The sequence below is a fragment of the Rhodopseudomonas palustris genome (assembly GCF_003591005.1).
Lineage (GTDB): Bacteria > Pseudomonadota > Alphaproteobacteria > Rhizobiales > Xanthobacteraceae > Rhodopseudomonas > Rhodopseudomonas palustris_K.
On sequence record NZ_QYYD01000009.1, the window covers coordinates 109436 to 136222 of the forward strand.

A 26787-nucleotide genomic window follows, 5' to 3' on the forward strand; every position below is an offset into this window, starting at 1 on the left:
AGCACAAGGATCGCCGGATGCCGCTCGCCGCCAAGGGAATGTTGCTGACGTCGATGGACATCGATCCCGACGACGAGGCCGATTTCAATCAATGGTACGACCGCGAACATCTCGCCGAGCGCGTCGCCATCGAGGGGTTTGTCGAAGCGCGCCGCTACGTCGCGGTCGACGCGGCGCCGAAATATCTGGCGTTGTATTCGACGCAAAGCTTCGACGTGCTGAGTAGTCCCGCCTATCGGGCGGCGCTCGCCAATCAGACCGAGTGGTCCAACCGCAACATCGCCAAGTTCAAGAACATGATCCGCGGCGTCGCACGGATCACGGCGAGCCAAGGCCAGGGACGCGGCGCCGTGCTCGGTCTGGTCCGCATTCGCCCGCGCACCGGCGAGCAAGCGGCACTGCGCCAAGACATCGCCGCTCAGTTCGATCCCACATCATGCGTCGGGCTGATTTCGATTCACCTGCTCGAAAGCGATCCCACCCTGTCGCGGCCGCTCACCGATCCGCCGGGCGTGACCAGCCCCGGCGCGTCGGACTGGTTCGTGGTGATCGAAGGCACCGACGTTGCACCGGTCAAGGCAGCTTTCAGCGAACGGTTCGAAAGCACCGTCGGGACGCAGCTGATATCGGCCGGTGTCTATAAGCTGTTGTGGGATTTGACTAAGTCCGACCTTGCCGCGTCCTGAACGCGAACTGCGGACCCATTGCCCGTTTCGAAGGCAACCGCTTCGAAGCGTCGTTCATCGGGTCATCACAGCATTGCGATAGGTCCAGATCCGGAACCCTTTGGAGGCTTGCGCGTCAATCAGGCTCTGCCATGTCCGCCCGCGACCGGTGAGATCGACGTGTTGACAAGTTTCCGCTCCCGGACGGAAATGCAGGCGAGGCCCCCTCGCACCGAATGACAGACACACATATGAATCCCGTCAAAGCGCTCGAAAAACACGGCCAGTCGATCTGGCTGGACTTCCTGGCCCGCGGCTTCATCGCCAAAGGCGATCTGAAAAAACTGATCGATGATGACGGTGTGAAGGGTGTGACCTCCAACCCTTCGATCTTCGAGAAGGCGATCGGCTCGTCGGACGAATATGATGGCGCGATCGGCGCCGCCCTGAAGCAGGGTGATCGTTCGGTCGGCGAATTGTACGAGGCGCTCGCTGTTGAAGACATTCAACACGCAGCGGATGTGCTGCGCCCGACTTATGACCGGCTGGAAGGCCGCGACGGTTTCGTCAGCCTGGAAGTGTCGCCCTATCTGGCGCTCGACACCAAAGCGACGATCGTCGAAGCCGAACGGCTGTGGGAGACGGTCAAGCGCGAAAACCTGATGGTCAAGGTGCCGGCGACCCGGCAAGGCCTCGCCGCCATCAAGCATCTCATCTCCAAGGGCATCAGCGTCAACATCACGCTGCTGTTCGCGCAACACGTCTATCGTCAGGTCGCGGAAGCCTATCTGTCGGGGCTGGAAACGCTGATCGCGAATGGCGGCGACCCGGCGAAGGTGGGAAGCGTCGCCAGCTTCTTTGTCAGCCGCATCGACAGCGCGGTCGACAAACAGATCGACGAGAAGATCGCCCAGGCCAACGATCCGGAAGAAAAGGCGCGGCTCGAGAAACTCAAGGGCAAGGTCGCCATCGCCAACGCCAAGATGGCGTACCAAGACTACAAGCAACTGTTTTCCGGCGATCGCTGGGCCAAGCTCGAAGTCTGCGGGGCGAAGCCGCAACGGCTGCTGTGGGCTTCGACCGGCACCAAGAACCAGGCGTACAGCGACGTCCTCTATATCGAAGAGCTGATCGGCCCGAACACCGTCAACACCGTGCCGCCGGCGACGCTCGATGCCTTCCGCGATCACGGCAAGCCGCGCGACAGTCTTGAAGAGGACGTCGACGATGCGGTGCGGGTTCTGAAGGATCTGGAGAACGCCGGCATCTCGCTCAAGGAGATCACCGAGACGCTGGTCACCGAAGGCCTGCAGCTGTTCGCCGATTCCTTCGACAAGCTGCTTGGTGCGGTCGCATTCAAGCGCAACACGGTGCTGGCCGGCGAAGTCGGCACGCAGACGCTCGCGCTCCCGGGCGAGCTGGAGAAGACCTATCAGGCGAAAGCCGACACGTGGCGCAAGGACGGCACCATCCGGCTGCTGTGGGCCGAAGACAAATCGGTGTGGACCGGCACCGACGAGGACAAATGGCTTGGCTGGCTGAACAGCGCCAAGGCCGAGAAGGCCAAGCTGGCCGACTACGCCGACTTTGCCAAATGGGTGAAGGCACGCAATTTCACCGATGCGGTCGTGCTCGGCATGGGCGGCTCCAGCCTCGGGCCGGAAGTGCTGGCGCAGACCTTCCGGCAACAAAGCGGCTTCCCCAAGCTGCACGTGCTCGACTCGACCGATCCGGCGCAGGTGCGCGCGCTGGAGGCCAGCGTCACGCTCGGCACCACGCTGTTCATCGTCTCGTCGAAATCCGGCGGCACCACCGAGCCGAACGTGATGAAGGAGTACTTCCTGTCGCGCGTCGGTGAGACCGTCGGCGCCGACAAGGCCGGCCAGCACTTCGTCGCCGTGACCGATCCTGGTTCGTCGATGGAGAAGGTCGCGACCGAGCAGAAGTTCGCCCGCATCTTTCACGGCGATCCGACAATCGGCGGGCGATACTCGGTGCTCTCCCCGTTCGGCATGGTGCCGGCCGCAGCCGCCGGGCTCGATCTCGGCAAGCTGCTCGACCTGACGCTGAGCATGGTGCGGTCCTGCGGCCCGGACGTGCCGCCGAGCGACAACCCGGGCGTTCAGCTCGGACTCGCCATGGGCTGCGCCGGTCTCGCCGGGCGCGACAAGATCACGATCAGTTCGTCCAAATCGATCGCCGATTTCGGCGCCTGGGCCGAGCAGCTGATCGCCGAGTCGACCGGAAAGGACGGCAAGGGTCTGATCCCGATCGACGGCGAGCCGCTGGCCGAGCCTGCGTCCTACGGCAACGACCGGCTGTTCATCGATCTGCGCGTCAAGGGCGAAGACGACGCGGCGCATGACGCCAAGTTGAAGGCGTTGGAAGACGCCGGACATCCGGTGGTGCGGATCGTGCTGAAGTCGCCGGACCACATCGGCCAGGAGTTCTTCCGCTTCGAACTCGCCACTGCGGTGGCGGGCGCGATCCTGGGGATCAATCCGTTCAATCAACCCGACGTCGAGTCTGCCAAGATCAAGACCCGCGAACTCACCGCGGCGTTCGAGCAATCCGGCGCATTGCCGGAGGAGAAACCGGCGATGTCGACGGCCGATGTCGATCTCTACACCAGCGAGTCGAACGCCGCCGCGTTGCGCCAGGCCGGTGCAGACGGCACGCTGGATTCCTGGATCAAGGCACATCTGTCGCGTGCCAAGCCCGGCGACTATGTCGCCCTGCTCGCTTACATCGAACGCAATGCCGCGCATATCGACGCGCTGCAGGGCATGCGGCTCGCGATTCGCGATCGTCGCCACGTCGCGACCTGCGCCGAATTCGGCCCGCGCTTCCTGCATTCCACAGGGCAAGCCTACAAGGGCGGGCCGGACAGCGGCGTGTTTCTGCAGATCACCGCGGACGACGCGCAGGACCTGCCGGTGCCCGGCCAGAAAGCCAGCTTCGGCGTGATCAAGGCGGCACAAGCGCGCGGCGATTTCGACGTGCTGACCGAACGCGGCCGCCGCGCCCTGCGGGTTCACGTCAAGGGCGATCTCGAAGACGGACTGAAAGCTCTCGACGCCGCGGTTCGCGCGGCGCTGAACTAACGGAAGAGGCGTCGTCATTGCGAGCGCAGCGAAGCAATCCAAAGCACAGGCACACTGAGCTGGATTGCTTCGTCGCGGAGCCTGTACTCGGACGGCGCGAAGCGCCGATCCGGGTGCTCCTCGCAATGATGGCAACTCCTGAAAATCGACAACGAGGCTGCGCAATCAAGCGTGGCCGGACACATAGCTGGAGATCTCGGCATGCAGCTCGGCATGGTCGGCCTCGGACGCATGGGCGGCAACATCGTTCGCCGTCTCCTGAAGGATGGCCACCACGGCGTGGTGTATGACCGGGATCCTGCTGCGGTCGAAGCGCTGGTCGAGGACGGCGCAACCGGCGCCGGCAGCCTCGAGGATCTCGTCGGCAAGCTCGACGCGCCGCGCACGGTGTGGGTGATGCTACCGGCCGGCCACATCACCGAAACGACGATCGATCAGCTCGGCAAGCTGCTCAGCCCCGACGACGTCATCATCGATGGCGGCAACACCTTCTGGCAGGACGACATCCGCCGCGCCAAAACGCTGCGCGAAAAATCGATCGCCTATGTGGACGTCGGCACCTCCGGCGGCATCTGGGGCTTCGAGCGCGGCTACTGCATGATGATCGGCGGCGACAAAAAGGTCGTCGATCGCCTTGATCCGATCTTCGCGACGCTGGCGCCGGGCATTGGTGATATTACGCGCACGCCCGGACGCGAGAACCGCGATCCGCGGGTCGAACAGGGCTACATCCACGCCGGCCCGGTCGGCGCCGGCCACTTCGTCAAGATGGTCCATAACGGCATCGAATACGGCCTGATGCAGGCCTATGCCGAAGGCTTCGACATTCTCAAGAACGCCAATATCGACGCGCTGCCGAGCGAGCATCGCTTCGATCTGGATATCGCCGACATCGCCGAAGTCTGGCGCCGCGGCAGCGTGATCCCGTCCTGGCTGCTCGACCTCACCGCCTCGGCGCTGGCGCGCAATGCAGAGCTGGATAGTTATTCCGGCTTCGTCGAGGATTCCGGCGAAGGCCGCTGGACCATCAACGCCGCGATCGACGAGGCCGTGCCGGCCGAGGTGCTGACCTCAGCACTGTTCGCCCGCTTCCGCTCCCGCAAGGAACACACCTTCTCCGAGCGTATTCTTTCGGCGATGCGCGCGGGCTTCGGCGGCCATAAGGAGCCGCAACAGCACCCCGACGCTGCTCATCAGGCTGCCCCGCAACAGAAGATGAAACCGAAATCGGAGAACGTGTGACCAGCCAGCCCAACGCGCAGATCCCGGACGGCTGCGCCTTCGTCATCTTCGGCGTCACCGGCGATCTGACCCATCGTCTGGTGATCCCGGCTCTGTACAATCTCGCGGAGGCCAATCTGCTTCCGGAGAAATTCTGCGTCGTGGGCATCACCCGCAAGGAGATGTCGAGCGAGGATTTGCGCGCCAGCCTGCTGGAGGGCCTGAAGAAATTCGCGACGCGCCCGGTCAAGGACGATATCGCCGAAAAGCTGCTGTATTGCGTCACGGCGGTGAGCGCCGATCCGTCCGATCCGGCCTCCTTCGACAGGCTGCGCGAGCGACTGGAAAAGCTCGAAGCCAATCGTAACACCGGCGGCAATCGCCTGTTCTATCTGGCGACGCCGCCCGATGCGTTCGCGCCCATCTCCACCGAACTCGGCCGCACCGGCCTTCTGAAGGAAGAACGCGGCGCCTGGCGGCGGCTGGTGGTCGAGAAGCCGTTCGGCACCGACCTCGCCTCCGCCAAGGCCCTGAACGATCATCTGCTCAGCATCGTCAGCGAACACTCGCTGTACCGGATCGATCACTATCTCGGCAAGGAGACGGTGCAGAACATCCTGGTGCTGCGCTTCTCCAATGGCATGTTCGAGCCGATCTGGAATCGCGAGCATATCGACCACGTCCAGATCACGGTCAATGAAAAGCTCGGCGTCGAGCATCGCGGCAGCTTCTACGACAAGACCGGCGCGCTGCGCGACATGGTGCCGAACCACCTGTTCCAGTTGTTGTCGCTGGTGGCGATGGAGCCGCCGTCGCACTTCAATGCGCATTCCGTCCGCTCAGCGAAGGCAGAAGTGCTCGCCGCGATTCAGCCGCAGAGCGAAGAAGAAGCGCTGCGCAATTCGGTGCGCGGGCAGTACACCGCCGGCAAGGTCGACGACATCGAGATCGGTGACTATCGTGCGGTCAAGGACGTCGATCCCGCCAGCACGACCGAAACCTACGTGGCGCTGAAACTGACCATCGACAATTGGCGGTGGGCCGGCGTGCCGTTCTACCTGCGCACCGGCAAGGCGCTCGGCGCCAAGCGCACCGAGGTCGCGATCAAGTTCAAGCAGGCGCCGTTTGCGATGTTCCGCTGCACGCCGGTCGAGGAACTGTCGCAGAACTTTCTGGTCATCGGCATCGAGCCGGTCGAAGGCATCGCGCTGCAGTTCAACACCAAAATTCCCGGCCCGACGATCGCAATCGACGGCGTCGAAATGACGTTCCGCTACAAGGATTACTTCAAGGTCGCGCCGAGCAACGGCTACGAGACGCTGCTGCACGATTGCATGATCGGCGACAACATCCTGTTCCAGCGCGCCGACGGCGTCGAGGCCGGGTGGCAGGCGGTGCAGCCGTTCCTCGATGCCTGGCAGAAGGCGGGCGCCGAAGGGCTGGAACCCTATCCGGCCGGCAGCCATGGCCCTGAAGCGGCCGACGCTCTCCTGAAACGCGACGGCCGTAGCTGGCGGGAGCCGAAGTAGTGCAAGTCGGAGATCGCCAAATCGTCGTTGCTGCCGATGCCGAAGCCTTGGCGCGGCTCGCGGCGCAGCGCTTGATCGCGCGCATCGCCCTGCACCACGATCGCCCGGCGATCTGCCTCACCGGCGGCTCCGGTCCGCAGCGGATGTTCGCACTGCTGGCGGCCGAATTCGAAGACCGGATTCCGTGGGCGCACGTCCATTGGTTCATCAGCGACGAGCGCGTGGTGTCGTTCGACGATCCGCTCAGCAATATGGGGACCGTAAAGCGCGTGCTCCTCGACGGCCGCGCGCCTTCCGCAAATGTCCACGCCATCCCTGCCAGCAACGGCGCCGATCCGGACGAGGTCGCGCGGCAATACGAGCGGGAGCTGCAGGAGTTCTACGGGGCCACGACGCTGGATCCCGCGCGGCCGTTGTTCGATCTCGTGCTCGGCGGCGTCGGCCCGGATGGCCACACCGCCTCGCTGTTTCCCGGCTGGCCGCAGCTCGTGATCCGTGACCGCTGGGTCGCCGGCGTCGACAAGGCGCATGTCGAGCCATTCGTGCCGCGCGTCACCCTCACCTTCCCGGCGCTCGCCTCCTGCACCGAGATGCTGTTTCTTGTGCACGGCGCCGCCAAGCGTGGCATCGTCGAGCGGATTTTCGCCGGCGAAGATTTGCCGGCCGGCCGGGCGCGGTCGAACGGCGAAACCGTCTGGCTGATCAGCGAGGACGCGCTGCCGGAGAGCCTGCGTGACCGCTGACGAAGCCCCGCGGGCCCTGATCGTGATGGGCGTGTCGGGCTCCGGCAAGACGTCGGTCGGCAAAGCGCTCGCCGAACGGCTCGGCTGGAGCTACGAAGACGCCGACGACTTCCATCCCCCCGCCAACGTCGCGAAGATGAGCGCCGGACATCCGCTCAACGACGACGATCGCTGGCCATGGCTGCGCGCCATTGCGGCCGAAATCGACAAGGTTGCGGATGGCGGAGGCCGGGTCGTGTTCGGCTGCTCGGCTCTGAAGCGCAGCTATCGCGACGTCCTGGTGCACGGCCGCGCCGATACCCGCATCGTTTATCTGGACGGCAGCCGGGAGACGATCGCCGCCCGCATCGCGGCGCGCCATCATCACTTCATGCCGCCTGGTTTGCTCGACAGCCAATTCGCCACGCTGGAGCCTCCGGGCGCGGACGAGCAGCCGATCGTGGTCGGCATCGACAACACGATTGAACAGATCGTCGACGGTATCGTTGCTCAACTCCCCGTTGCTGCAGCGCCCCGAGACGTCGCGGAGTAATCGACATGTCCCGCATCCGCCTGGTCGTTTCCGACGTCGACGGCACCCTCGTCACCTCCGACAAGCGCCTCACCGACGGCGCTCGCGCCGCGGTGGCGAAGCTGCAAGACGCCGGCATCGGCTTCACGCTGACCAGCAGCCGGCCGCCGGTCGGGATGCGGATGTTCAGCGAGCCGCTCCGCATCGACCTGCCGATGGGGCCGTTCAACGGCAGTTCGATCGTCGATCCGTCGCTTGCAGTAATCGAGCAGCATCTCATTCCCGCCGACGCGGCCGCCAGGAGCATCGCGCTACTCGAGCGCCGCGGCGTCGATATCTGGCTGTTCAGCAACGACAACTGGTACATCCGCCGCGACGACGGCAAATACGTGCCGCACGAGCAGCGCACCATTCAATTCGATCCGACGCAGATCGACGATTTCACCCCATTGCTGCAGAAGGCGTGCAAGATCGTCGGCGCCAGCGCGGACTTCCCGCTGCTCGAACGTTGCGAAACCGAACTCCAGGGCGAACTCGGCGACAGCGCCCTCGCCGTCCGCTCGCAGGATTACTATCTCGACGTCACGCCGCCGGGCCAGAACAAGGGCACTTTCGTGCAGGCGATGTCGAAGCGGCTCAACATTCCGACAGAGGCTATCGCGACCCTCGGCGACATGCAGAACGATCTGCCGATGTTCAAGGTCAGCGGCCTGCCGATCGCGATGGGCAACGCGTCGGACAGCGTCAAGCGACACGCTGCTCACGTCACCAAGAGCAACGAGGACGACGGCTTCGCCGCCGCGATCGATTTCATCCTCGGGCGCAATGCGGAAAGTTAGAGCTGGTCGACTTCGCTTAGTTTGCTCACAAACTTCGTCATGGCCGGGCTTGTCCCGGCCATCCACGCCTTTCCCGCATTTCCGTCAGCAAGGCGTGGATGCCCGGCACGAGGCCGGGCATGACGCGGGGAGGCTGCCAGGACGACGACCGAATTGTTGCAGCGTCGTGGAGCCGCATCACCGCGAGCGTTGCATTGCCGGCTTGCCGGTCTCGCTCATCGCGGTGCAGAGGTTGTCGGCGGTGACGATCAGCGCGATGTGGGTGAGGGCCTGCGGGAAGTTGCCGGTCTGGCGGCCTGCGTCCGGATCGTATTCTTCGGCCAGCAAGCCGACATCGTTGGCGACGCTCACCACGCGCTCGAACAGCTCTTTGGCCTTGTCGAGTTCGCCGGTCAGCACATAGGCATCGGCGAGCCACAGGCTGCAGGCGAGAAACGCGCCTTCGACCGGCAGCGGCTCGTCGGGCGTCTCGCGCGGATCGTGGCGCAGGACGAAGCCGCGGTGCATCAGACGCTTTTCGATCGCCGCAATGGTGCCGAGCACGCGCGGATCCTGCGGTGGCAAAAAGCCGACCGCCGGCAGCAGCAGCACGCTGGCGTCGAGCATCTTCGATCCGTAATGCTCCACGAACGCATTCTGCTCGTCATCGAACCCGTTGGCGCAAACGTCGCGGTGGATCTCGTCACGCAGCGCACGCCACTTCTCCACCGGCGCCTTCAGCCCGAATTTTTCGGAGCTTTTGATGCCGCGGTCGAACGCAACCCAGCACATCACCTTGGAGAACACGTAGTGTTTTCCGGCGCCGCGGCGCTCCCAGATGCCGCTGTCGGGTTGGTCCCAGATCTCGGCCAGATGCTCGATCACGGCGCGTTCCATCGACCAGGTGTCGCCGTCGAGTTCGAGCCCGGCGACGCGCCATTGGTGAAATGCGTCGATCAGCTCGCCATAGACGTCGAGCTGCAGCTGGCCGTGGGCGGCGTTGCCGATCCGCACCGGCTGCGCGCCCTCGTAGCCCGGCAGCCAATCGGCCTGCCACTCCAGCAGGCGGCGATTGCCGTAGATCGAGTACATGATCTGCATTTCGGCGGGTGCGCCGGCTGCGGCACGCATCAGCCAGCGATGCCAGTCCGACGCTTCCGCGGTGTAGCCGTTGTTCATCAACGCGAACAACGTAAAGGTCGCGTCGCGCAGCCAACAGAACCGGTAGTCCCAATTGCGCGCGCCGCCGAGCTTCTCCGGCAGCGACGTGGTCGGCGCCGCGACGATGCCGCCGCTCGGCTGGAAGATCAAACCTTTCAGGGTGATCAGCGAGCGCATCACCAGATCGCGGTGCTCGCCCTGATAGGTGCAATGCCCGGCCCATTCGGCCCAGAACGCTTCGGTGTCGCGCAGCGCATCGAACGCGTCGATCGGTTTCGGCACGGGCAGATGCGACGGCCCGTAGCTCATCACGAACGGGATGGTCTCGCCTTCTCCGACCGAGAAATCCGCGACCGTGGTCATCGCCTCGCCGTGGGTCAGGATCGGCGACCGCAGCACGGCCATGTCGGGGCCGCAGATCGCGAGCAGCTCCTGCGGACCTTCGCCGCGCTTGACCCACGGGATGTTCACGCCGAAGCCAAAGCGCAGCACCATGTGCATCCGCATCTCGACGCGGCCGCTCTCGCCGCGCACCAGCCGGACTACATCCGACGCCTTGCCGCGCGGCGGCATGAAGTCGGTCAGCGTGACGACGCCGCTTTCGGTTTCGAACCGCGTCTCGAGGATCAGGCTGTCGCCGCGGTAACGCCGCGACGTGCTGGTGATGGTGTGCTTCGGACTGATCTGCCAGTGGCCATTGCGATCGTCGCCGAGCAGCGAGGCGAAGCAGGCGTCGGAATCGAAATACGGCCAGCACAGCCAATCCATCGAGCCGTCACGCCCGACCAGAGCGGCGGTTTCGCAATCGCCGATCAGGGCGTAGTCTTCGATCCTACCCGGCAACGGCATTCACCTTGGGTCGGCGCTCCGAGGTTGCGGCGACCAACGCCTGCCTGTTGATCATGGAAACGATCTCGTCGAGCGCCGTCGGCAGGCGGCGGCGCCAGTTCGGATGCTCGTACACCGTGCCCGGTACGTTGGGCTGGTCGATCACGCCGAGCAGATCTTCCAGCGAGATCGCCAGCAGCCGCGACGGCGTGCGCGACAGGAAGGTCAGCACCGCATAGATATCCTCGTGCTGAATGCCCTGCTGCCGCAGCACGTCTCCCAGCATGTGCAGCGCATGCCGCCGCGCGTCGTCGCTCTCGCCCGGATCGACGCCGATCGAGCGCTTGAACTGCAGATCGGCGAAGCTGCGCCAACCCGAATAGGTGGCGAGATCGTGGGTGTTGAAGGTCACCAGCGCCTCGGGCAGGTAATGGTCGATGCCGTAGAACCAGCCCTGATGATAATCACGTTCGAACATCATCACGCGATACGACCAGATGCCCCAGTCGGCGAGACGCTCGCGGAAGCCTTCCGGCACGGTGCCGAGATCCTCGCCGATCACCACGCAGCGATGGGCGACGCTTTCCTGCGCCGTGACCGCCAGCAGCGCGTCGAACGGCATGGTCACATAGACGCCGCTGTTGGCGGCGTAGCCGTGCGGCACCAAGTAGAGCCGGTTGAGCCCGAGCACATGATCGAGCCGGATCGCGCCGGCGTAGCGCATCGACGCGCGGAGCATGTCGCGGAACGGTGTAAAGCCGGTCAGCTCCAGCCCCGCCGCATTGAAGCCGGCCAGGCCCCAATTCTGCCCCGCCGAGTTGAGCTGATCCGGCGGCGCGCCGACCGACAGATGCCGCGAAATCGCAACCTGCTCGTTCCAGGCGTCGAAGCCGTCGCTCTGCACGCCGACCGCGACGTCGAGATACAGGCCGACGTCCATGCCGCGCGATGCCGCCAGATCGTGGCAGGCGCGCAGCTGATCGTCCGCGCACCATTGCACATACTCGACGAACTCGATGTCGGCGCCGTCAGCGCTGGCGCGCAGCTCCGCACAGCGCGCATTGTCGGGATGCCGCCACTCCGCCGGCCATTCCCACCACGGCTTGCCGAACTTGTGGCGCAGCGCCTCGAAACAGGCGAACCGCGTCAGCAGCGGAGCGCGCTCGCGGCGAAAGGCGTCGAACGCCGCGCGGCGCGGCGAACCGGGCGCCGCGCGGAAGGCCTCATAGGCGACGCGCAGCGCGCGCCATTTCAGGTCGGCGACGGCGTGGTAATCGATCAGCTCGGCATCGCGCAGCAGCGCCGCCGCCTGCTCCGCCCCAGGCAGCTGGTCGTGGCTGAACTCGGGAAGAGCTTCGACGTCGACATAGAGCGGATTCAAGAACAACCGACTGTTCGGCGAATAGGGACTGCAGTCGCCCGGCCGGTCGTCGAACAGCGCATGCAGCGGATTTAGTCCGACGCCGCCCGCGCCCAAGCCCGCGGCGATCTCGATCAGCCGCGCCAGATCGGTGAAGTCGCCGATTCCCCAGTTGCGGGCCGAGCGCAGCCCATACAGCTGCGCGGCAACGATCCACGATCGCTCGAAGCTGCCGCGATAGGCCGCAGCCGGCGACACCAGCAGCGGCGCCGTCTCGGTTCGGCCGTCGGCGTCGGCAAGCCGTAGGCGGTAATCGCCTGCCGCCAAGTCTGCAGGCAGATCGACCTTGCCATCAAGCGCCGTGCCGGACGCCAGCGTGTTGGCGCCTGCGACAATTTCCCATGCAACCGGGCCGGAAACGCCGGCGCCGAGCAGCGGCCGCGCGCCGTCGCCTTGGCGCAGCACGGCGGCGTGGTCCAGAAGCTTATGTGAGGCCCGCGCCGGCATGGCGTCGAGAATGATCTGGAGCGCCGCCGGGGGGGTGACGTGGCGCTGCCCCTGACCATCGAAAAACTCGGTCTGGATGCCGAGCTCAGCCGCTTTGGTAAACAAATCCATCAGGCACGCTGTCTCAAGGCAGCACGGGGAGCGCCGCGAATCCGTCATTGGGAACAGGATAGTCGTCTGCAACGCGATTGCGTAGGGTCGGTTCCCGGAACCTTGGCGTTCCAGAAGCTTTGTAACCGGACGACGGCCCGTTGATCGTTTCCAGGGGATGGGACGCCAGTCCTATACGGCATCACCGTGAACAAATCGACCCAAGCGATTCAGACCGCCACCACCGGCGGCGCATTCCACATTGAAGACATCTACCCCATCATCGATGGAGGCCGATTTCCGGTCAAACGGATCGTCGGCGAGCCGATCGAGGTATGGGCAGATATCTATCGCGACGGCCATGAGGTGATGGCCGCTGCACTGATCTGGCGACTCGAGCAGGATCAGGAGTGGCAGCGAACGCCGATGCGGCATTTTGTCAATGACCGCTGGACCGCCAGCTTCACGCCCGACCGGATCGGACGGTATGTCTATGCGATCGAGGCCTGGACTGACGAATTCGCGACGTGGCGACACGGCGTCGAATTGAAGCTGAAGGCCGGCCAAGACGTCGCGCTCGACGCGTTGGAGGGCGCCGGGATGCTGACCCGCGCATTGCACGGCAGCCCCGGTGCGCTGTCCGTCGTGCACGGCCATTGCGAAGAATATCTGCAGACCGGCGAAGTCGCCCCCCTTCTCTCGGAAGAGCTGCGTGACGCCATGGCGGAGAGCCAGGCGCGCCCCGACCTGTCCCGGTCACCGCTGCTGCCGCTGATGATCGACCGCGAGCGCGCCCGCAACGGCGCGTGGTACGAGATGGTGCCGCGCAGCCAGAGCAAGGTGCCCGGACAGCACGGCACTTTCCGCGACTGCATCAACCGGCTGCCGGACATCGCCGCGATGGGCTTCGACGTGCTGTACTTCACGCCGATCCATCCGATCGGCCGCGTCAACCGCAAGGGCCGCAACAACTCGCTGAAGGCCGAGCCGGGCGATCCCGGCAGTCCCTATGCGATCGGCGCTGAGGAAGGCGGCCACGACGCCGTTCATCCGGAGCTCGGTACGCTCGAGGATTTCCGCGCGCTGCTCGAGGCCTGCAAGATCGTCAATATGGAAGTGGCGCTCGACGTCGCCGTGCAGTGTTCGCCGGATCATCCGTGGCTGAAGCAGCATCCGAACTGGTTCAAGCGCCGGCCCGACGGCTCGATGAAGTATGCCGAAAATCCGCCGAAGAAGTACGAGGACATCGTCAATCCGGACTTCACCTGCGACGACGCCGGCTCGCTGTGGAATGCGCTGCGCGACGTGATCCTGTTCTGGGTCGATCAGGGCGTGAAGATCTTCCGGATCGACAACCCGCACACCAAGCCGCTGCGGTTTTGGGAGTGGCTGATCCGCGAGGTGCAACTGCGGCATCCGGACGTGCTGTTCCTTGCCGAGGCGTTCACGCGGCCGAAGCTGATGAAGGGGCTGGCCAAGCTCGGCTTCAGCCAGTCCTACACTTACTTCACCTGGCGCACGCAGAAGTGGGAGATTGAGGAATATCTGCGCGAACTGACGCGCTATCCCGAACGCGACTTCTATCGACCGAACTTCTTCGTCAGCACGCCGGACATCCTGCCCTTCCACCTGCAGGGCGGAGACGTGTGGATGTTCAAGGCTCGTCTTGCACTCGCCGCGACGCTGTCATCGACCTATGGCATCTACAACGGCTTCGAGCTGATCGAGCATGCGCCGATTCCCGGCAAGGAGGAGTATCTCGATTCCGAGAAATACGAGATCAAGGTGCGCGACTGGGACCAGCCGGGCAACATTAAGCCTTATATTCGTGACATCAATCGCGCTCGCCGCGCCAACCGGGCGCTGCAGCAGATCAGCAATCTCCGCTTCCTGGACGTTCAGGACCCCAATGTGACTGGCTTCGTCAAATACTCGGATGATCTCACCAACGTCGTCGCGGTGGCGATCGCGCTGTCGGCCGAGCCGCGCGAGGTCTGGCTGCCGTTGGGCGATACTCAGGTCGAAGTCGGCGGCGAACGCCGCCCGGTGGCGGCGGTGGAAAACCTGCTGACCGGGGAGCGCTTCCCGGTGGAATGGGGCGGGCTGAATCTGCGGATCGATCCTCACCGCGATCCCGCCGTGCTCTTCCGCTGCCTCGCCTGACAGGTCCAACGATGAATTTGATGTCTCCGATCGACGAAACCGCCACCGACACCGCGGCCACCGACGAGGTTTGGTACAAAGACGCGATCATCTACCAACTGCATGTCAAAGCCTTTGCCGACAGCAACAACGACGGCATCGGCGATTTCGCGGGCCTGACCGAGAAGCTGGATTATTTGCAGGAGCTCGGCGTCAACACGCTGTGGCTGCTGCCGTTCTACCCCTCGCCGCAGCGCGACGACGGCTACGACATCGCCGACTACGGTTCGATCAATCCCGATTTCGGCACGATGAAAGACTTCCGCCGCTTCATCTCGGAGGCGAAACGGCGCGGCCTGCGCGTGATCACCGAACTGGTCATCAACCACACCTCGGACCAGCACGCCTGGTTCAAGCGAGCCCGCCGCAGCCCGAAGGATTCCAGTGCGCGGGACTGGTACGTCTGGAGCGACACCGACCAGAAATATCAAGGCACCCGGATCATCTTCACCGACACCGAGAAGTCGAACTGGACATGGGATCCGGAGGCCGGGCAGTATTACTGGCACCGCTTCTTCTCGCATCAGCCCGACCTCAACTTCGACAATCCGCGCGTGGTCAGCGCGGTCGTCAAGGTGATGAAGCGATGGCTCGACACCGGCGTCGACGGCTTCCGGCTCGACGCAATTCCCTATCTGTGCGAGCGCGACGGTACGAATAACGAGAATCTTCCCGAAACCCACACGGTGATCAAGCAGCTCCGCGCCGAGCTCGATGCCTATGCCAAGGGCAAGGTGCTGCTGGCCGAGGCCAACCAGTGGCCCGAGGACGTTCAGGAATATTTCGGCCAGGGCGACGAGTGCCACATGGCCTATCACTTCCCGCTGATGCCGCGTATCTACATGGCGATCGCGCAGGAAGACCGTTTCCCGATCACCGACATCATGCGGCAAACGCCGGAAATCCCGGCCAACTGCCAATGGGCGATGTTCCTTCGTAACCACGACGAGCTGACGCTCGAAATGGTCACGGACGTCGAGCGCGACTATTTGTGGAAGACCTACGCGGCCGATCCGCGGGCGCGCATCAATCTCGGCATCCGCCGCCGCCTCGCGCCGCTGATGGACAACGACCGGCGCAAGATCGAGCTGATGAACTCGCTGCTGCTGTCCTTCCCGGGCACGCCGATCATCTACTACGGCGATGAAATCGGCATGGGCGACAACATCTATCTTGGCGATCGCAACGGCGTACGCACGCCGATGCAGTGGTCGCCGGACCGCAACGGCGGCTTCTCCCGCGCCGACCCCGCGCGCCTGTATGCGCCGCCGATCATGGATCCGGTCTACGGCTACGCGTCGGTCAACGTCGAGGCGCAGGCGCGCAGCCTGTCGTCGCTGCTCAGCGCCACCAAGCGGCTGATCTCCGTCCGTAAATCCACCCTCGCCTTCGGGCGCGGCACGATGACTTTCATCCGTCCGACCAATCGCTCGGTGCTGGCTTATGTCCGGCAATACGAAGACGAAGTGATCCTGTGCGTCGCCAATCTGTCGCGCTCGGCGCAGCCGACCGAACTCGATTTGTCGCCGTGGAAGGAACGCGTGCCCCAGGAAATGCTTGGTCGCACGAAATTTCCGCCGATCGGCGAGCTGCCCTATATGATCACGCTCGCGCCCTACGGCTTCTACTGGTTCAAGCTGGAGGAACGTGACGTGTCGGACCACGTCGCGCCTGCGGCGACAGCGTTGGAGTTTGAAACGCTGGTCGTACCAGTCGGCGCCACCTGGATGTCGCTCGGTCGCACGCGCGGCGTGTTCGAGCGTGATGTCCTGCCCGCATTCCTGTCGCGAACGCGGTGGTTTCCGGAACGCTCGATGCGGGCAATTCAGCCTCGCCTCACCTCGGCGATTCCGTTCTCCAGCACCCACGACAACCGGCCCTGGTTGGCATTCTTCGAGGCGAGCGTGCGCGGCGTGACCAGCCGCTACGTGCTGCCGATGCAGATCAATTGGGTGCGGTTCGACCGTGAGCGCTACAACCCGCGGGCCTTCGCGGCGGTGCGTCAGGGATCGCGTGAGGGCACGTTGCTCGACGTCGCGGGCGACGCCGAATTCACCTCGATGCTGCTCGACAATCTACGCGAATCCGCGGTGATCGAAAACGAGGGTGACCGCCTCGAATTCCGTCCAGGCTCGCGAATTGGCGAGAAGAAGGCCGGCCCTTACGAACATATCCGGGCGGTATCCACGGAGCAGTCCAATTCGACCGCATTGGTGGATGAGACTTATGTGGTCAAGCTGTACAGGCGGATCGAGGCCGGCACCAACCCCGAAATCGAGATGGGCCGCTTCCTGACCGAAACGGCCGGCTATGCCAACACGCCGTCTCTGCTCGGCAGCGTCGAGTTGGTCGAAGGCGACAAGGTCAGCGCGATTGCCGTCGTGCACGAGTTCGTCGCCAATCAGGGCGATGGTTGGGTAGTGACCTCGGGCTACCTCGACCGCTATGTCGACGATCAGCGCGTCCTGATGAATCCGAACGAAGAGACGGTCAGCGAAGAGCTGTCGCCCTATCTGCGCTACATGCAGCAGACCGGCAGGCGTCTTGCCGAGATGCACATCGCCCTCGCCAGCCACCCCGAGGTGGCAGACTTCACGCCGGCGCGGATCGCGGATGACGATGTGCAGCGCTGGACCGAAACGGTTTCGTCCGACGCCGCCCGCGTGCTCGACGAGCTCGGCCGCAAGCGCGACGGCATGAAGGACAGCGATCAGGCGCTAGTCGACGAGTTTCTCGCGTTGCGGGGCAGCCTGGCGCAGCGGCTGCCCAAAGTGCTGGCGGAGCATGGCGGCCTGAACATTCGACATCACGGCGACTTCCATCTCGGCCAGATGCTGATCGTCAAGGAAGACGTGTTCATCATCGACTTCGAGGGAGAGCCGCGGCGCTCGCAGGTCGAACGTCGCGCCAAGGCGCCGGCGGCGCGCGACGTTGCCGGGCTGGTTCGTTCCATCGACTATTCGACCACCGCCGCGCTGGAGCGCGCGCTGAAGACGCATCCGGAGGAGGCCGGCAAGATCATCGCCGCGCTGGACGCCTGGCGCGCGCAGGCGACGGACGCTTTCCTCTCCGCTTACCGCGACACCATGGCGGACAGTCCCGTTTGGCCTTCTGATCCAGCGGCGGCCGAGCGGCTGCTGGACTTCTACCTGATCGAAAAGGCATTGTACGAGATCGAATATGAACTCGCCCACCGCCCTGACTGGCTCCGCGTGCCGCTGGCTGGCATCCTTCGCATCCTGACTCGGCATCCCGAGGAGAATACATGACTGCGCAACTGACGGACGAGGCATACGCGGTCCTCGAAGGCCGCCATAGCGACCCGTTTCACTACCTCGGCGCCCATCCTGAAAACGGTGGTGTGGTGGTACGCACTTTGTTGCCGGACGCGACCGCCGTCGAAGTGGTCGGCGAACATGGCGAAAGCGCACAGCTCGAGCGTGTCCATGATGGCGGCTTGTTCATTGGTTCGATGCCGAATGGTTCGCATCGCTACCGTCTGCGTGCGCGGTTCGGCGACGCCACTGTCGAGCTCGAGGACACTTATCGCTTTCCCCCGATCCTGACGGACTTCGACCTGTATCTGCTCGGCGAAGGCACCGATCAGCGGCTGTACGACAAGCTCGGCGCCCATCCGATGGTGCTCGAGGGCGTGCAAGGCGTCGGCTTCGTCGTGCTGGCCCCGAACGCCCGCCGTGTCAGCGTTGTCGGTGATTTCAACTTCTGGAATCCGCTTCGCCATCAGATGCGCGTGCGCGGCAATGGTTACTGGGAGCTGTTTATCCCCGGGGCGACGGAGGGTGATCACTACAAGTTCGACATCTCCGGGCCGCATGGCGAGCAGTTGCCACAAAAGTCCGACCCCCTCGCCTTCGCGGCCGAGCTGCGACCGAAGACCGCTTCGATCGTTCTGGACACGACAAAGCTTCCGCATCCTCGCCCCGCGCCGACCAACGTCAACGCGCTGAGCTCGCCGATGTCGATCTACGAGGTGCATCTCGGCTCGTGGCGCCGCAAGGACGGCGATCAGTGGCTGACCTATCGCGAACTGGCCGAACAGTTGCCGGCCTATGTGCGCGACATGGGCTTCACCCATGTCGAATTCCTGCCGGTCAGCGAGCATCCGTTCGACGGCTCGTGGGGCTATCAGCCCACCGGTCTGTTTGCGCCGACCTCGCGGTTCGGCACGCCGGAGGATTTCTGCGCCCTGATCGACGCCTGCCACGCGCAGGGCCTGGGCGTGCTGCTCGACTGGGTACCCGGGCATTTTCCGGATGATCCTCATGGCCTCGGCAATTTCGACGGCACCGCGCTGTATGAGCATGCCAACCCGATGCAGGGCCGGCACCTCGACTGGGGCACGCTGATCTACAATTACGGGCGCACCGAAGTTGTCAACTTCCTGGTCTCCAACGCGCTGTTCTGGCTGGAGCGCTACGGCATCGACGGCTTGCGCGTCGACGCCGTGGCGTCGATGCTGTATCTCGACTACAGCCGCCCGGCCGGCGGCTGGATCCCGAACAAGTTCGGTGGCCGCGAGAATATCGAGGCGATAGACTTCCTTCGGCGCTTCAATTCGGAAGTCTATGCCAAATTCCCCAACGCCACGACGGCGGCTGAGGAGTCCACCGCGTGGCCGCAGGTGTCGCGTCCGGTCGAGTTCGGCGGTCTCGGCTTCGGCTACAAATGGAACATGGGGTGGATGCACGACACGCTGAACTACATCAGCAAGGATCCGATCCACCGCAAATATCACCACGGCCAGATCCTGTTCGGGCTGCACTACGCCTTCTCTGAGAACTTCATCCTGCCGCTGTCGCACGACGAAGTGGTGCACGGCAAGAAGTCGATCCTCGGGCGGATGCCGGGCGACGAATGGCAGCGCTTCGCCAATCTGCGCGCGTATTATGCCTTCATGTTCGCTCATCCGGGCAAGAAGCTGATGTTCATGGGCTGCGAATTCGGCCAGGAGCGCGAGTGGAATCACGACCGCTCGCTCGACTGGCATCTGCTGGATTCGCCGAAATATGCCGGCGTGCAGGCGCTGATCCGCGATCTCAACAAGCTCTATCGCGACCTGCCGGCGCTGCACCAGCTCGACTGCGACCCTTACGGCTTCGAGTGGATCATCACCGAAGACTCCGCCCGCAACGTGTTCGCCTGGATGCGGAAGGGCAACGACACTAGGGCGCGCTGCCTGATCGTCGCCAACTTCTCGCCGACGGTATATCAGGATTATCGGGTCCGCGTGCCGTTTCCCGGCCGCTGGCGCGAGGTGCTGAACTCCGACGCGGCGATCTATGGCGGCAGCAATGTCGGCAATGGTGGCGAAGTCCACACTCTTGACGGGTTGGTTCCCGAGCTTAGTCTGACCGTTCCGCCTCTCGCAGCGATCTTTCTGACGCCGGAAGACTAACAATGCGCCTCTCTGCTGGAAGCTGCTCTCGTCTCGGGGCGACCTGGGACGGGCGCGGCACCAATTTCGCGTTGTTCTCAGCCAATGCCCACAAGGTCGAGCTTTGTCTGTTCGACAGTCAGGGCCGACGCGAGCTGGAGCGCATCGAACTCCCGGAGCGCACCGAGGACGTCTGGCACGGCTACCTCAATGACGTGTCGCCCGGTCAGCTCTACGGCTATCGGGTCCACGGGCCTTACGATCCTGAACGGGGCCACCGGTTCAACGCGCACAAGCTGCTGCTCGACCCCTACGCCAAGCGGCTGTTCGGCCGGCTGGTGTGGAGCGACGCGCATTTCGCCTATCGCACCGGCAGCCCGCGCGAGGACCTGTCGTTCGACCGCCGCGACAACGCGCGCGGCATGCCCAAGGCGATGGTGATCGACGAGACCGGCGGCTTCTCACGCCACGAGAACCGTCCGAACATCCCGTGGGAAGACACCATTATCTACGAAGCCCACGTCAAAGGCCTCACGCAGCAACGCGACGACGTACCGCCCGGATTGCGCGGCACGTTCGGCGGCCTCGCCGCGCCGGCGATGATCGATCATCTCAAGCGGCTCGGCGTCACCGCAATTGAACTTCTCCCCATTCACGCGCTTATCGATGACCGCATGCTGGTCGAGAAAAAGCTGGTGAACTACTGGGGATATAACACGATCTCGTTCTTCGCCCCGGAGCCGCGCTATGCGGCGGACAATCCGCTCGACGCGTTTCGCACCACCGTGGCGCGGCTGCACGACGCGGGCATCGAGGTTCTGCTCGACGTCGTCTACAATCACACCGCCGAGGGAAATCACCTCGGTCCGACGCTGTCGTTCCGCGGCATCGACAACGCCTCGTATTATTGGCTGTCGCGCGACAACCCGCGCTACTACGACGACTTCACCGGCTGCGGCAGCTCGGTGAATCTGCAGCATCCGCGCGTGCTGCAGATGGTGATGGACAGCCTGCGCTACTGGGTCGAAGTCTTCCACGTCGACGGCTTCCGTTTCGACCTCGCAACCACGCTGGCACGCGGGCCGAATGGCTTCGATCGCAACTCCGGCTTCTTCACCGCGATCCGCCAGGACCCGGTGCTCGCCTCGGTCAAGCTCGTCGCCGAGCCTTGGGATCTCGGCATGGGCGGCTATCAGGTGGGCGCGTTTCCCTCACAATGGTCGGAGTGGAACGACCGCTATCGCAGCGCGATGCGGCGCTATTGGAGCGGCGAAGGCAGCCTGATCGGCGAAGTCTCGCGGCGGATGACCGGCTCCTCCGATATCTTCAACCACGACAGCCGGATGCCGCGCGCCAGCATCAACCACGTCACGGTGCACGACGGCTTCACCCTCGCCGACCTGTTCAGTTACAACGAGAAGCACAATCTCGCCAACGGCGAAGATAATCGCGACGGCTCGAACGACAATCACAGCAATAATTGCGGGCATGAAGGCCCGACCGATGATCCGCAGATCTTGGCGCTGCGCCGGCAGCTCCGCAGGAATCAGCTCGCCTGCCTGTTCCTCGCCCATGGCGTGCCGCTGCTGCTTGCCGGCGACGAAGTCGGCAACTCGCAGAACGGCAACAACAACGCGTACTGCCAGGACAACGAGATCGGCTGGGTCGACTGGAGCGGACAGAACAGCGACGGCGACGACATGGTCGACTTCATCGGCCTGATGACTCAGCTGCGCGCCAACTTCCCACAGCTGCGTTCGCGGCGCTGGCTCGACGGCCGCCGCCCCGATGGCAGCTACGGCGTGCTGTGGCTGACGCCATCCGCTGCGGAGATGACCGAACAGGATTGGGCGTTTCCGGACGGCCGCTTCCTTGCTTACGTACTCAGCCCGACGCAACCCGGCACCAGCGCGATGTTCATCGTGCTGAATTCCGGCGTTGAGACCATCCCGTTCCTGCTGCCCAACCTGCCCGAATATCAGAGCTGGCATCAGCTGTTCGACACTACCAAGGACACTGTGCAGGTCGCGCCGCTGGCGTCCGGCAGCGCGTCTTCCGCCCCACCCCGATCTGTCATGGCGTTTTCTGGAGCCCCTGTATGAACAGCCGAGCCCACGGCCCGCGTTTCACTGCGAATGGCGTCGAATTCCGGCTGTGGGCGCCGAACGCCGAGACGGTCGACGTCCTGCTCGATGGCCACACGCATCCGATGCAGCAGGACAAGAACGGCTGGTTTACGGCCGAGATCGCAGGCGTCCGCGGCGGCGCGCGCTATCGCTTTCGCATCGACGGCAGCAACGACGTGCCCGACCCCGCCTCGGCGTTTCAGCCCGAGGACATTCCGGGGCCGAGCGAAGTGATTGATCACTCCGCCTATGCCTGGCGTGCCACCGAATGGCGCGGTCGGCCGTGGGAAGAGGCGGTCGTGCTCGAAGCGCACGTCGGCACCTTCACGCCGCAGGGCAGCTACCGCGCCATCATCGACAAGCTCGACGATCTGGTCGCCACCGGTATCACCGCGCTGGAGCTGATGCCGCTCGCCGATTTTCCCGGCAAGCGCAACTGGGGTTACGACGGCGTGTTGTGGTACGCGCCCGACAGCGTCTATGGCCGCCCCGAAGATCTCAAGGCGCTGATCGACGCCGCGCACGAGCGCGGCCTGATGGTGTTTCTCGACGTCGTCTACAATCACTTCGGACCCGAGGGCAATCATATCGGCCAGTATGCGCCGACATTCTTCTCGGATTCGCACACGCCGTGGGGCAACGCGATCAACTACTACGTCGAACAGGTCCGCTCGTTCACGATCGACAACGCGGTGTACTGGCTGCGTGAATATCGCTTCGACGGGCTGCGGCTCGACGCCGTCCATGCCATCCCCGACCAGGGCGAAATCCCGATGCTGTACGAGCTCAGCCGCGAAGTCGGCAAGCTCGCGGCGGAGACGGGTCGGCATCTGCATTTGATGCTGGAAAATGACGACAACATCGCCGCTCAGCTCGACCCGACGATCGACCCGCATCGCGGCCAGTATCGGGCGCAGTGGAACGACGATTATCACCACGCCTGGCACGTCGCGCTGACCGGCGAGACGCAGGGCTACTACTCCGACTATGCCAAGGGGCCGCTGCAGCACGTCGCCCGCTCGCTCGGCTCGGGCTTCGTCTATCAGGGCGAGCCGTCGGAGCACCGCGGCGGCGAACCGCGTGGTGAACCCAGCGGTGAGCTGCCGCCGCTCGCCTTCATCAACTTCCTGCAGAACCACGACCAGATCGGCAACCGCGCGCTCGGCGACCGGCTCGAGAGCCTGGCGCGGCCCGAAGCCGTCGAAGCCGCGCTGGCGATCACGCTGCTGGCGCCGACCGTGCCGATGCTGTTCATGGGCGAGGAATGGGGCTCGCAGGCGCCGTTCCCGTTCTTCTGCGACTTCCATGGCGATCTCGCCGAGGCTGTCCGCCAGGGTCGCCGCAAGGAATTCGCCGGCGCCTATGAGAAGTACGGCGACGACGTCCCCGATCCGCTCGACGAATCGACTTTCAAAAGCGCCGTGCTTGACTGGAGCGAACGCAACAAGAGCCCCGGAGCGAAACGGCTGGCGCTGGTCAAGCAATTGCTCGCCATCCGCCACCAGATGCTGGTGCCGCGCCTGCGCGGCGCCAAGTTCGGCGACGCTGCGGCGACCGACCAAGGCTTGCTGACGGCCGACTGGCGGCTCGGCGACGGCGCGACGCTGCGGCTTGCGGCGAACCTCTCCGACCAGCCGCGCGACGCCAAGCCCCCGGTTGGAACCAAAGTCTGGGGCGATGATTGGGACGGGATCATTCCGCCGTGGGCGGTTTCCTGGCGCCTTGAAGAGTCCTGATGTCCCCCCCAATCCCGACTGCCACCTATCGCATCCAGCTCACCGCCGATTTCGGCTTCGACGACGCGGCGGCGATCGTCCCTTATCTCAAAGCACTCGGCATCTCGCATCTTTACGCGTCGCCTTTTACCAAGGCGCGCAAGGGGTCGAGCCACGGCTACGACATCGTCGATCACACCAAGCTCAACCCGGAGCTCGGCGGTGAGGAAGGCTTCGCGCGGCTGTCCTCGGCGCTGAAGCAGAACGATGTCGGGTTGATCCTCGACTTCGTCCCCAACCATGTCGGCGTGCATTTCGCCGACAACCCATGGTGGCTCGACGTGCTGGAATGGGGCCCCGCCTCGCCGCATGCCGCGTCGTTCGATATCGACTGGGAGATGCTGCCGTATCGCGGCCGCGGCGGCGTGCTGCTGCCGATCATCGGCTCGTCCTACGGCAAGGCGCTTGAAGCGGGCGAGATCGAGCTGCGTTACGATCCCGGCGAAGGCAGCTTCTCGGCGTGGTACTTCGAGCACCGCCTGCCGATCGCGCCGCAGCGCTATGGCGAGATCCTGCGCGTCATTGTCCGCGAAGCCGACGCGGCCGAAAGCGACGCCGGCAAAGCGTTGCTCGAACTCGCCGGCAAGTACCGCGGCCTCAGCCATCCCGACCGCAAGGAGGCCCCGGCCTTCAAGGCGGCGCTGAAGGCGGTCGACGGCGGCGCGGCGCTGATCGAGAAGGGGCTCGATGCCTATCGGGCCGGCGAAGGCCGCACCGCGCAGATCCAGGCGCTGCACAATCTGCTGGAGCGCCAGCACTATCGGCTTGGTCACTGGCAGCTCGCCACCAGCGAGATCAACTATCGCCGCTTCTTCGATGTGAACACTTTGGCCGGCCTGCGCGTCGAGGACGCCGGCACGTTCGAGGCGATCCACCAGCTGGTGAAGCGCCTGGTGGCCGATGGCCAGCTGCAGGGGTTGCGGCTCGATCATATCGACGGCCTGCGCGATCCGGCGCAGTACTTCCAGCGGCTGCGCAAGCTCACGCGCGATGCGCGCGGCCCGGCGGCCGAGCCGCTCTACATGGTGATCGAGAAGATTCTCGGCGAAGGCGAGAAGCTGCCCCGCTTCGCCGGCGTCCACGGCACCACCGGCTACGAGTGGCTGAACGTCATTACCCAGGCGCTGGTCGACGGCGCGGGGCTGGCGCCGCTCGACGAGATCTGGCGGCAGATCAGCAACAGCTCGCCGGATTTCGAACCCGTGCTGCTGCGCGCCAAGCGCCGCGTGCTGGAGACACTGCTGCTCAGCGAATTCACCGTGCTGACCCGGCTATTGGCGCGGATCGCCAACGGCCACTACTCGACCCGCGATTTCTCGGCCGACAATCTGCGTCAGGTGTTCGAGCTCTATGTGCTGCACTTCCCGGTGTATCGGACCTACATCACCGGCAACGGCCCGACCGAGCTCGATCGTGCGCTGATCGACCAGACCATCGAGAAAGCCCGTGCCGATTGGTACGGCGCCGACGACGGCATCTTCGACTTCCTGCGCGACGCGTTGACGATGGACCTGCTGCAGCCGGGCCATGGCGCGCACAGCAAGCCGCGGGTTCGGCGTTTCGCCCTCAAGGTCCAGCAGTTCACCGGGCCGACGATGGCGAAGTCGCTGGAGGACACCGCGTTCTATCGCTATCACCGCCTGCTCGCGCTGAACGAAGTCGGCGGCGAACCGGCCGCATACGCGCTATCCCCGGACGCCTTCCATGCCCTGATGATCGAGCGGGCCAGGGACTGGCCGCACGGCATGACCGCGACCATGACCCACGACGCCAAGCGCGGCGAAGACGCCCGCACGCGGCTGTTGGGCCTTGCCGAAATGCCCGGCGAATGGGCCGCCACCGTCTCGAAGTGGAAGGTGATGAACGCGCCGCACGTAGTCACCGAAGGCGGCCTGCGGGCGCCGTCGGCGACGTTCGAATACATGCTGTACCAGGCGCTGCTGGGCGCCTGGCCGCTCGAAGACGATCCCGACTTCCCTGCCCGGATGCAGGCTTTCGCCCTGAAAGCGGCGCGGGAAGGCAAAGAAGGCACCAACTGGATCAATCCCAATCCGGCGTATGAGGAAGGCATCAAAACCTTCATCGAGCGGATCCTCGATCCCGCGCAGTCCGGCGAATTCCTGGAGTCGTTAAAGGCGCTGTCGCAGCGGCTGTCGGTGATCGGCGCGCTGAACTCGCTGAGCCAGGTGACGCTGAAGACGACGATGCCCGGCGTGCCGGACTTCTATCAGGGCACCGAGTTCTGGGATTTCTCGCTGGTCGATCCTGATAATCGCCGTCCCGTCGACTTCGCGGCGCGCAACAAAGCGGTGGAAGCTCTCACTGAGCCGGATTGGTCGGCGCTGACGCAGCACTGGCACGACGGCCGCGTGAAGCTGGCGTGGACGCGTCAGCTGCTGAAGCTGCGGTCCAAATTGCCCAACGTGTTCACCGATGGCGACTACCGGCCGCTCAAGGTCACCGGCCCGCACGCCGACCATGTGCTGGCTTTCGCCCGCAGCCATGGCCCGGACGCCGTGATCATCGCGGTCGGCAAAGACTTCGCGCCGCTGTCGGATCAAGGCCGGCAATGGCCGCGCGGCGACGCGTGGGATGCAACCATCGATACTGGGGAGCTCGGCCTCGAAGGCGACGCTGCCGCCGGGTTGGCCGTCCGCGAGCTGTTTCAGGACCTGCCGGTGGCCGCGCGGCACCTGCGCGTTGCAGACGCCCGTCCTGCTCGCCGCAAGACCTGATCGATTGGGGCTGCATC

15 protein-coding genes are annotated in these 26787 nt (G+C 64.5%); 13 read left to right on the top strand and 2 right to left on the bottom strand.

Annotation, left to right across the window (positions count from 1 at the left end):
- The first annotated feature begins 17 nt into the window (after nt 1-17).
- The 7 genes from D4Q52_RS10665 to D4Q52_RS10695 all read left to right on the top strand — a co-directional run bounded on the left by D4Q52_RS10665 (nt 18) and on the right by D4Q52_RS10695 (nt 8612).
- Nucleotides 18-686, top strand: coding sequence for a DUF4286 family protein (locus D4Q52_RS10665; protein ID WP_119856531.1), 669 nt, complete (start codon nt 18-20; stop codon nt 684-686).
- A gap of 230 nt (nt 687-916) precedes the next feature.
- The gene (locus tag D4Q52_RS10670; protein WP_119856532.1) at nt 917-3769 is read left to right on the top strand and encodes a bifunctional transaldolase/phosoglucose isomerase; all 2853 of its coding nucleotides are present in this window, start codon (nt 917-919) and stop codon (nt 3767-3769) included.
- Between the two features lie 201 nt (nt 3770-3970).
- A complete protein-coding gene (gene gnd, locus D4Q52_RS10675; protein WP_119856533.1) occupies nt 3971-5011 on the top strand; it encodes a phosphogluconate dehydrogenase (NAD(+)-dependent, decarboxylating) in 1041 nt (346 codons plus the stop codon).
- Nucleotides 5008-6519, top strand: coding sequence for a glucose-6-phosphate dehydrogenase (gene zwf / locus D4Q52_RS10680; RefSeq protein ID WP_119856534.1), 1512 nt, complete (start codon nt 5008-5010; stop codon nt 6517-6519). The genes gnd and zwf overlap by 4 nt, the downstream gene beginning before the upstream one ends.
- Entirely contained in the window at nt 6519-7262 is a 744-nt protein-coding gene (pgl, locus tag D4Q52_RS10685) for a 6-phosphogluconolactonase (RefSeq protein WP_119856535.1), read from the top strand. The genes zwf and pgl overlap by 1 nt, the downstream gene beginning before the upstream one ends.
- A gap of 25 nt (nt 7263-7287) precedes the next feature.
- On the top strand, nt 7288-7794 hold the full coding sequence (locus D4Q52_RS10690) for a gluconokinase (RefSeq protein ID WP_182915286.1): 507 nt from the start codon (nt 7288-7290) through the stop codon (nt 7792-7794).
- Nucleotides 7795-7799: 5 nt separating this feature from the next.
- On the top strand, nt 7800-8612 hold the full coding sequence (locus tag D4Q52_RS10695) for an HAD family hydrolase (protein WP_119856537.1): 813 nt from the start codon (nt 7800-7802) through the stop codon (nt 8610-8612).
- Between the two features lie 177 nt (nt 8613-8789).
- Here the strand turns inward: D4Q52_RS10695 and D4Q52_RS10700 are convergent, their stop codons facing one another.
- Together D4Q52_RS10700 and malQ are read right to left on the bottom strand one after the other, a co-directional pair.
- Nucleotides 8790-10595 (bottom strand): glycoside hydrolase family 15 protein, encoded by a 1806-nt coding sequence (locus D4Q52_RS10700; RefSeq protein WP_119856619.1) that lies wholly within the window; start codon nt 10593-10595, stop codon nt 8790-8792.
- Entirely contained in the window at nt 10585-12558 is a 1974-nt protein-coding gene (malQ, locus tag D4Q52_RS10705; RefSeq protein ID WP_119856538.1) for a 4-alpha-glucanotransferase, read from the bottom strand. Before malQ ends, D4Q52_RS10700 begins: the two co-directional genes overlap by 11 nt.
- A gap of 186 nt (nt 12559-12744) precedes the next feature.
- Here malQ and D4Q52_RS10710 point away from each other — a divergent pair, with 186 nt between their 5' ends.
- From D4Q52_RS10710 to treY, 6 genes are read left to right on the top strand one after another with little or no spacing between them, the layout of a single operon-like run.
- Nucleotides 12745-14700, top strand: coding sequence for an alpha-1,4-glucan--maltose-1-phosphate maltosyltransferase (locus tag D4Q52_RS10710; RefSeq protein ID WP_119856539.1), 1956 nt, complete (start codon nt 12745-12747; stop codon nt 14698-14700).
- Between the two features lie 11 nt (nt 14701-14711).
- Nucleotides 14712-18008 (top strand): maltose alpha-D-glucosyltransferase, encoded by a 3297-nt coding sequence (treS, locus tag D4Q52_RS10715; RefSeq protein WP_119856540.1) that lies wholly within the window; start codon nt 14712-14714, stop codon nt 18006-18008.
- Nucleotides 18005-20155, top strand: a complete 2151-nt coding sequence (gene glgB, locus D4Q52_RS10720) for a 1,4-alpha-glucan branching protein GlgB (protein ID WP_119856541.1) — start codon at nt 18005-18007, stop codon at nt 20153-20155. The genes treS and glgB overlap by 4 nt, the downstream gene beginning before the upstream one ends.
- 2 nt (nt 20156-20157) lie before the next feature.
- Complete coding sequence (gene glgX / locus D4Q52_RS10725; RefSeq protein ID WP_119856542.1) at nt 20158-22236, top strand: glycogen debranching protein GlgX; 2079 nt, start codon at nt 20158-20160, stop codon at nt 22234-22236.
- On the top strand, nt 22233-23996 hold the full coding sequence (treZ, locus tag D4Q52_RS10730; RefSeq protein ID WP_119856543.1) for a malto-oligosyltrehalose trehalohydrolase: 1764 nt from the start codon (nt 22233-22235) through the stop codon (nt 23994-23996). The genes glgX and treZ overlap by 4 nt, the downstream gene beginning before the upstream one ends.
- Nucleotides 23996-26770 (top strand): malto-oligosyltrehalose synthase, encoded by a 2775-nt coding sequence (gene treY / locus D4Q52_RS10735; protein ID WP_119856544.1) that lies wholly within the window; start codon nt 23996-23998, stop codon nt 26768-26770. Before treZ ends, treY begins: the two co-directional genes overlap by 1 nt.
- Nucleotides 26771-26787 lie beyond the last annotated feature (17 nt).

What these genes read in the sequence shown, in the direction of transcription:
- D4Q52_RS10665 (WP_119856531.1), top strand. Translation starts at nt 18, where the DNA reads ATGCCGCTCGCCGCCAAGGGAATGTTGCTGACGTCGATGGACATCGAT.
- D4Q52_RS10670 (WP_119856532.1), top strand. Translation starts at nt 917, where the DNA reads ATGAATCCCGTCAAAGCGCTCGAAAAACACGGCCAGTCGATCTGGCTG.
- gnd (WP_119856533.1), top strand. Translation starts at nt 3,971, where the DNA reads ATGCAGCTCGGCATGGTCGGCCTCGGACGCATGGGCGGCAACATCGTT.
- D4Q52_RS10690 (WP_182915286.1), top strand. Translation starts at nt 7,288, where the DNA reads ATGGGCGTGTCGGGCTCCGGCAAGACGTCGGTCGGCAAAGCGCTCGCC.
- D4Q52_RS10695 (WP_119856537.1), top strand. Translation starts at nt 7,800, where the DNA reads ATGTCCCGCATCCGCCTGGTCGTTTCCGACGTCGACGGCACCCTCGTC.
- malQ (WP_119856538.1), bottom strand. Translation starts at nt 12,558, where the DNA reads ATGGATTTGTTTACCAAAGCGGCTGAGCTCGGCATCCAGACCGAGTTT.
- treS (WP_119856540.1), top strand. Translation starts at nt 14,712, where the DNA reads ATGAATTTGATGTCTCCGATCGACGAAACCGCCACCGACACCGCGGCC.
- glgB (WP_119856541.1), top strand. Translation starts at nt 18,005, where the DNA reads ATGACTGCGCAACTGACGGACGAGGCATACGCGGTCCTCGAAGGCCGC.
- glgX (WP_119856542.1), top strand. Translation starts at nt 20,158, where the DNA reads ATGCGCCTCTCTGCTGGAAGCTGCTCTCGTCTCGGGGCGACCTGGGAC.
- treZ (WP_119856543.1), top strand. Translation starts at nt 22,233, where the DNA reads ATGAACAGCCGAGCCCACGGCCCGCGTTTCACTGCGAATGGCGTCGAA.
- treY (WP_119856544.1), top strand. Translation starts at nt 23,996, where the DNA reads ATGTCCCCCCCAATCCCGACTGCCACCTATCGCATCCAGCTCACCGCC.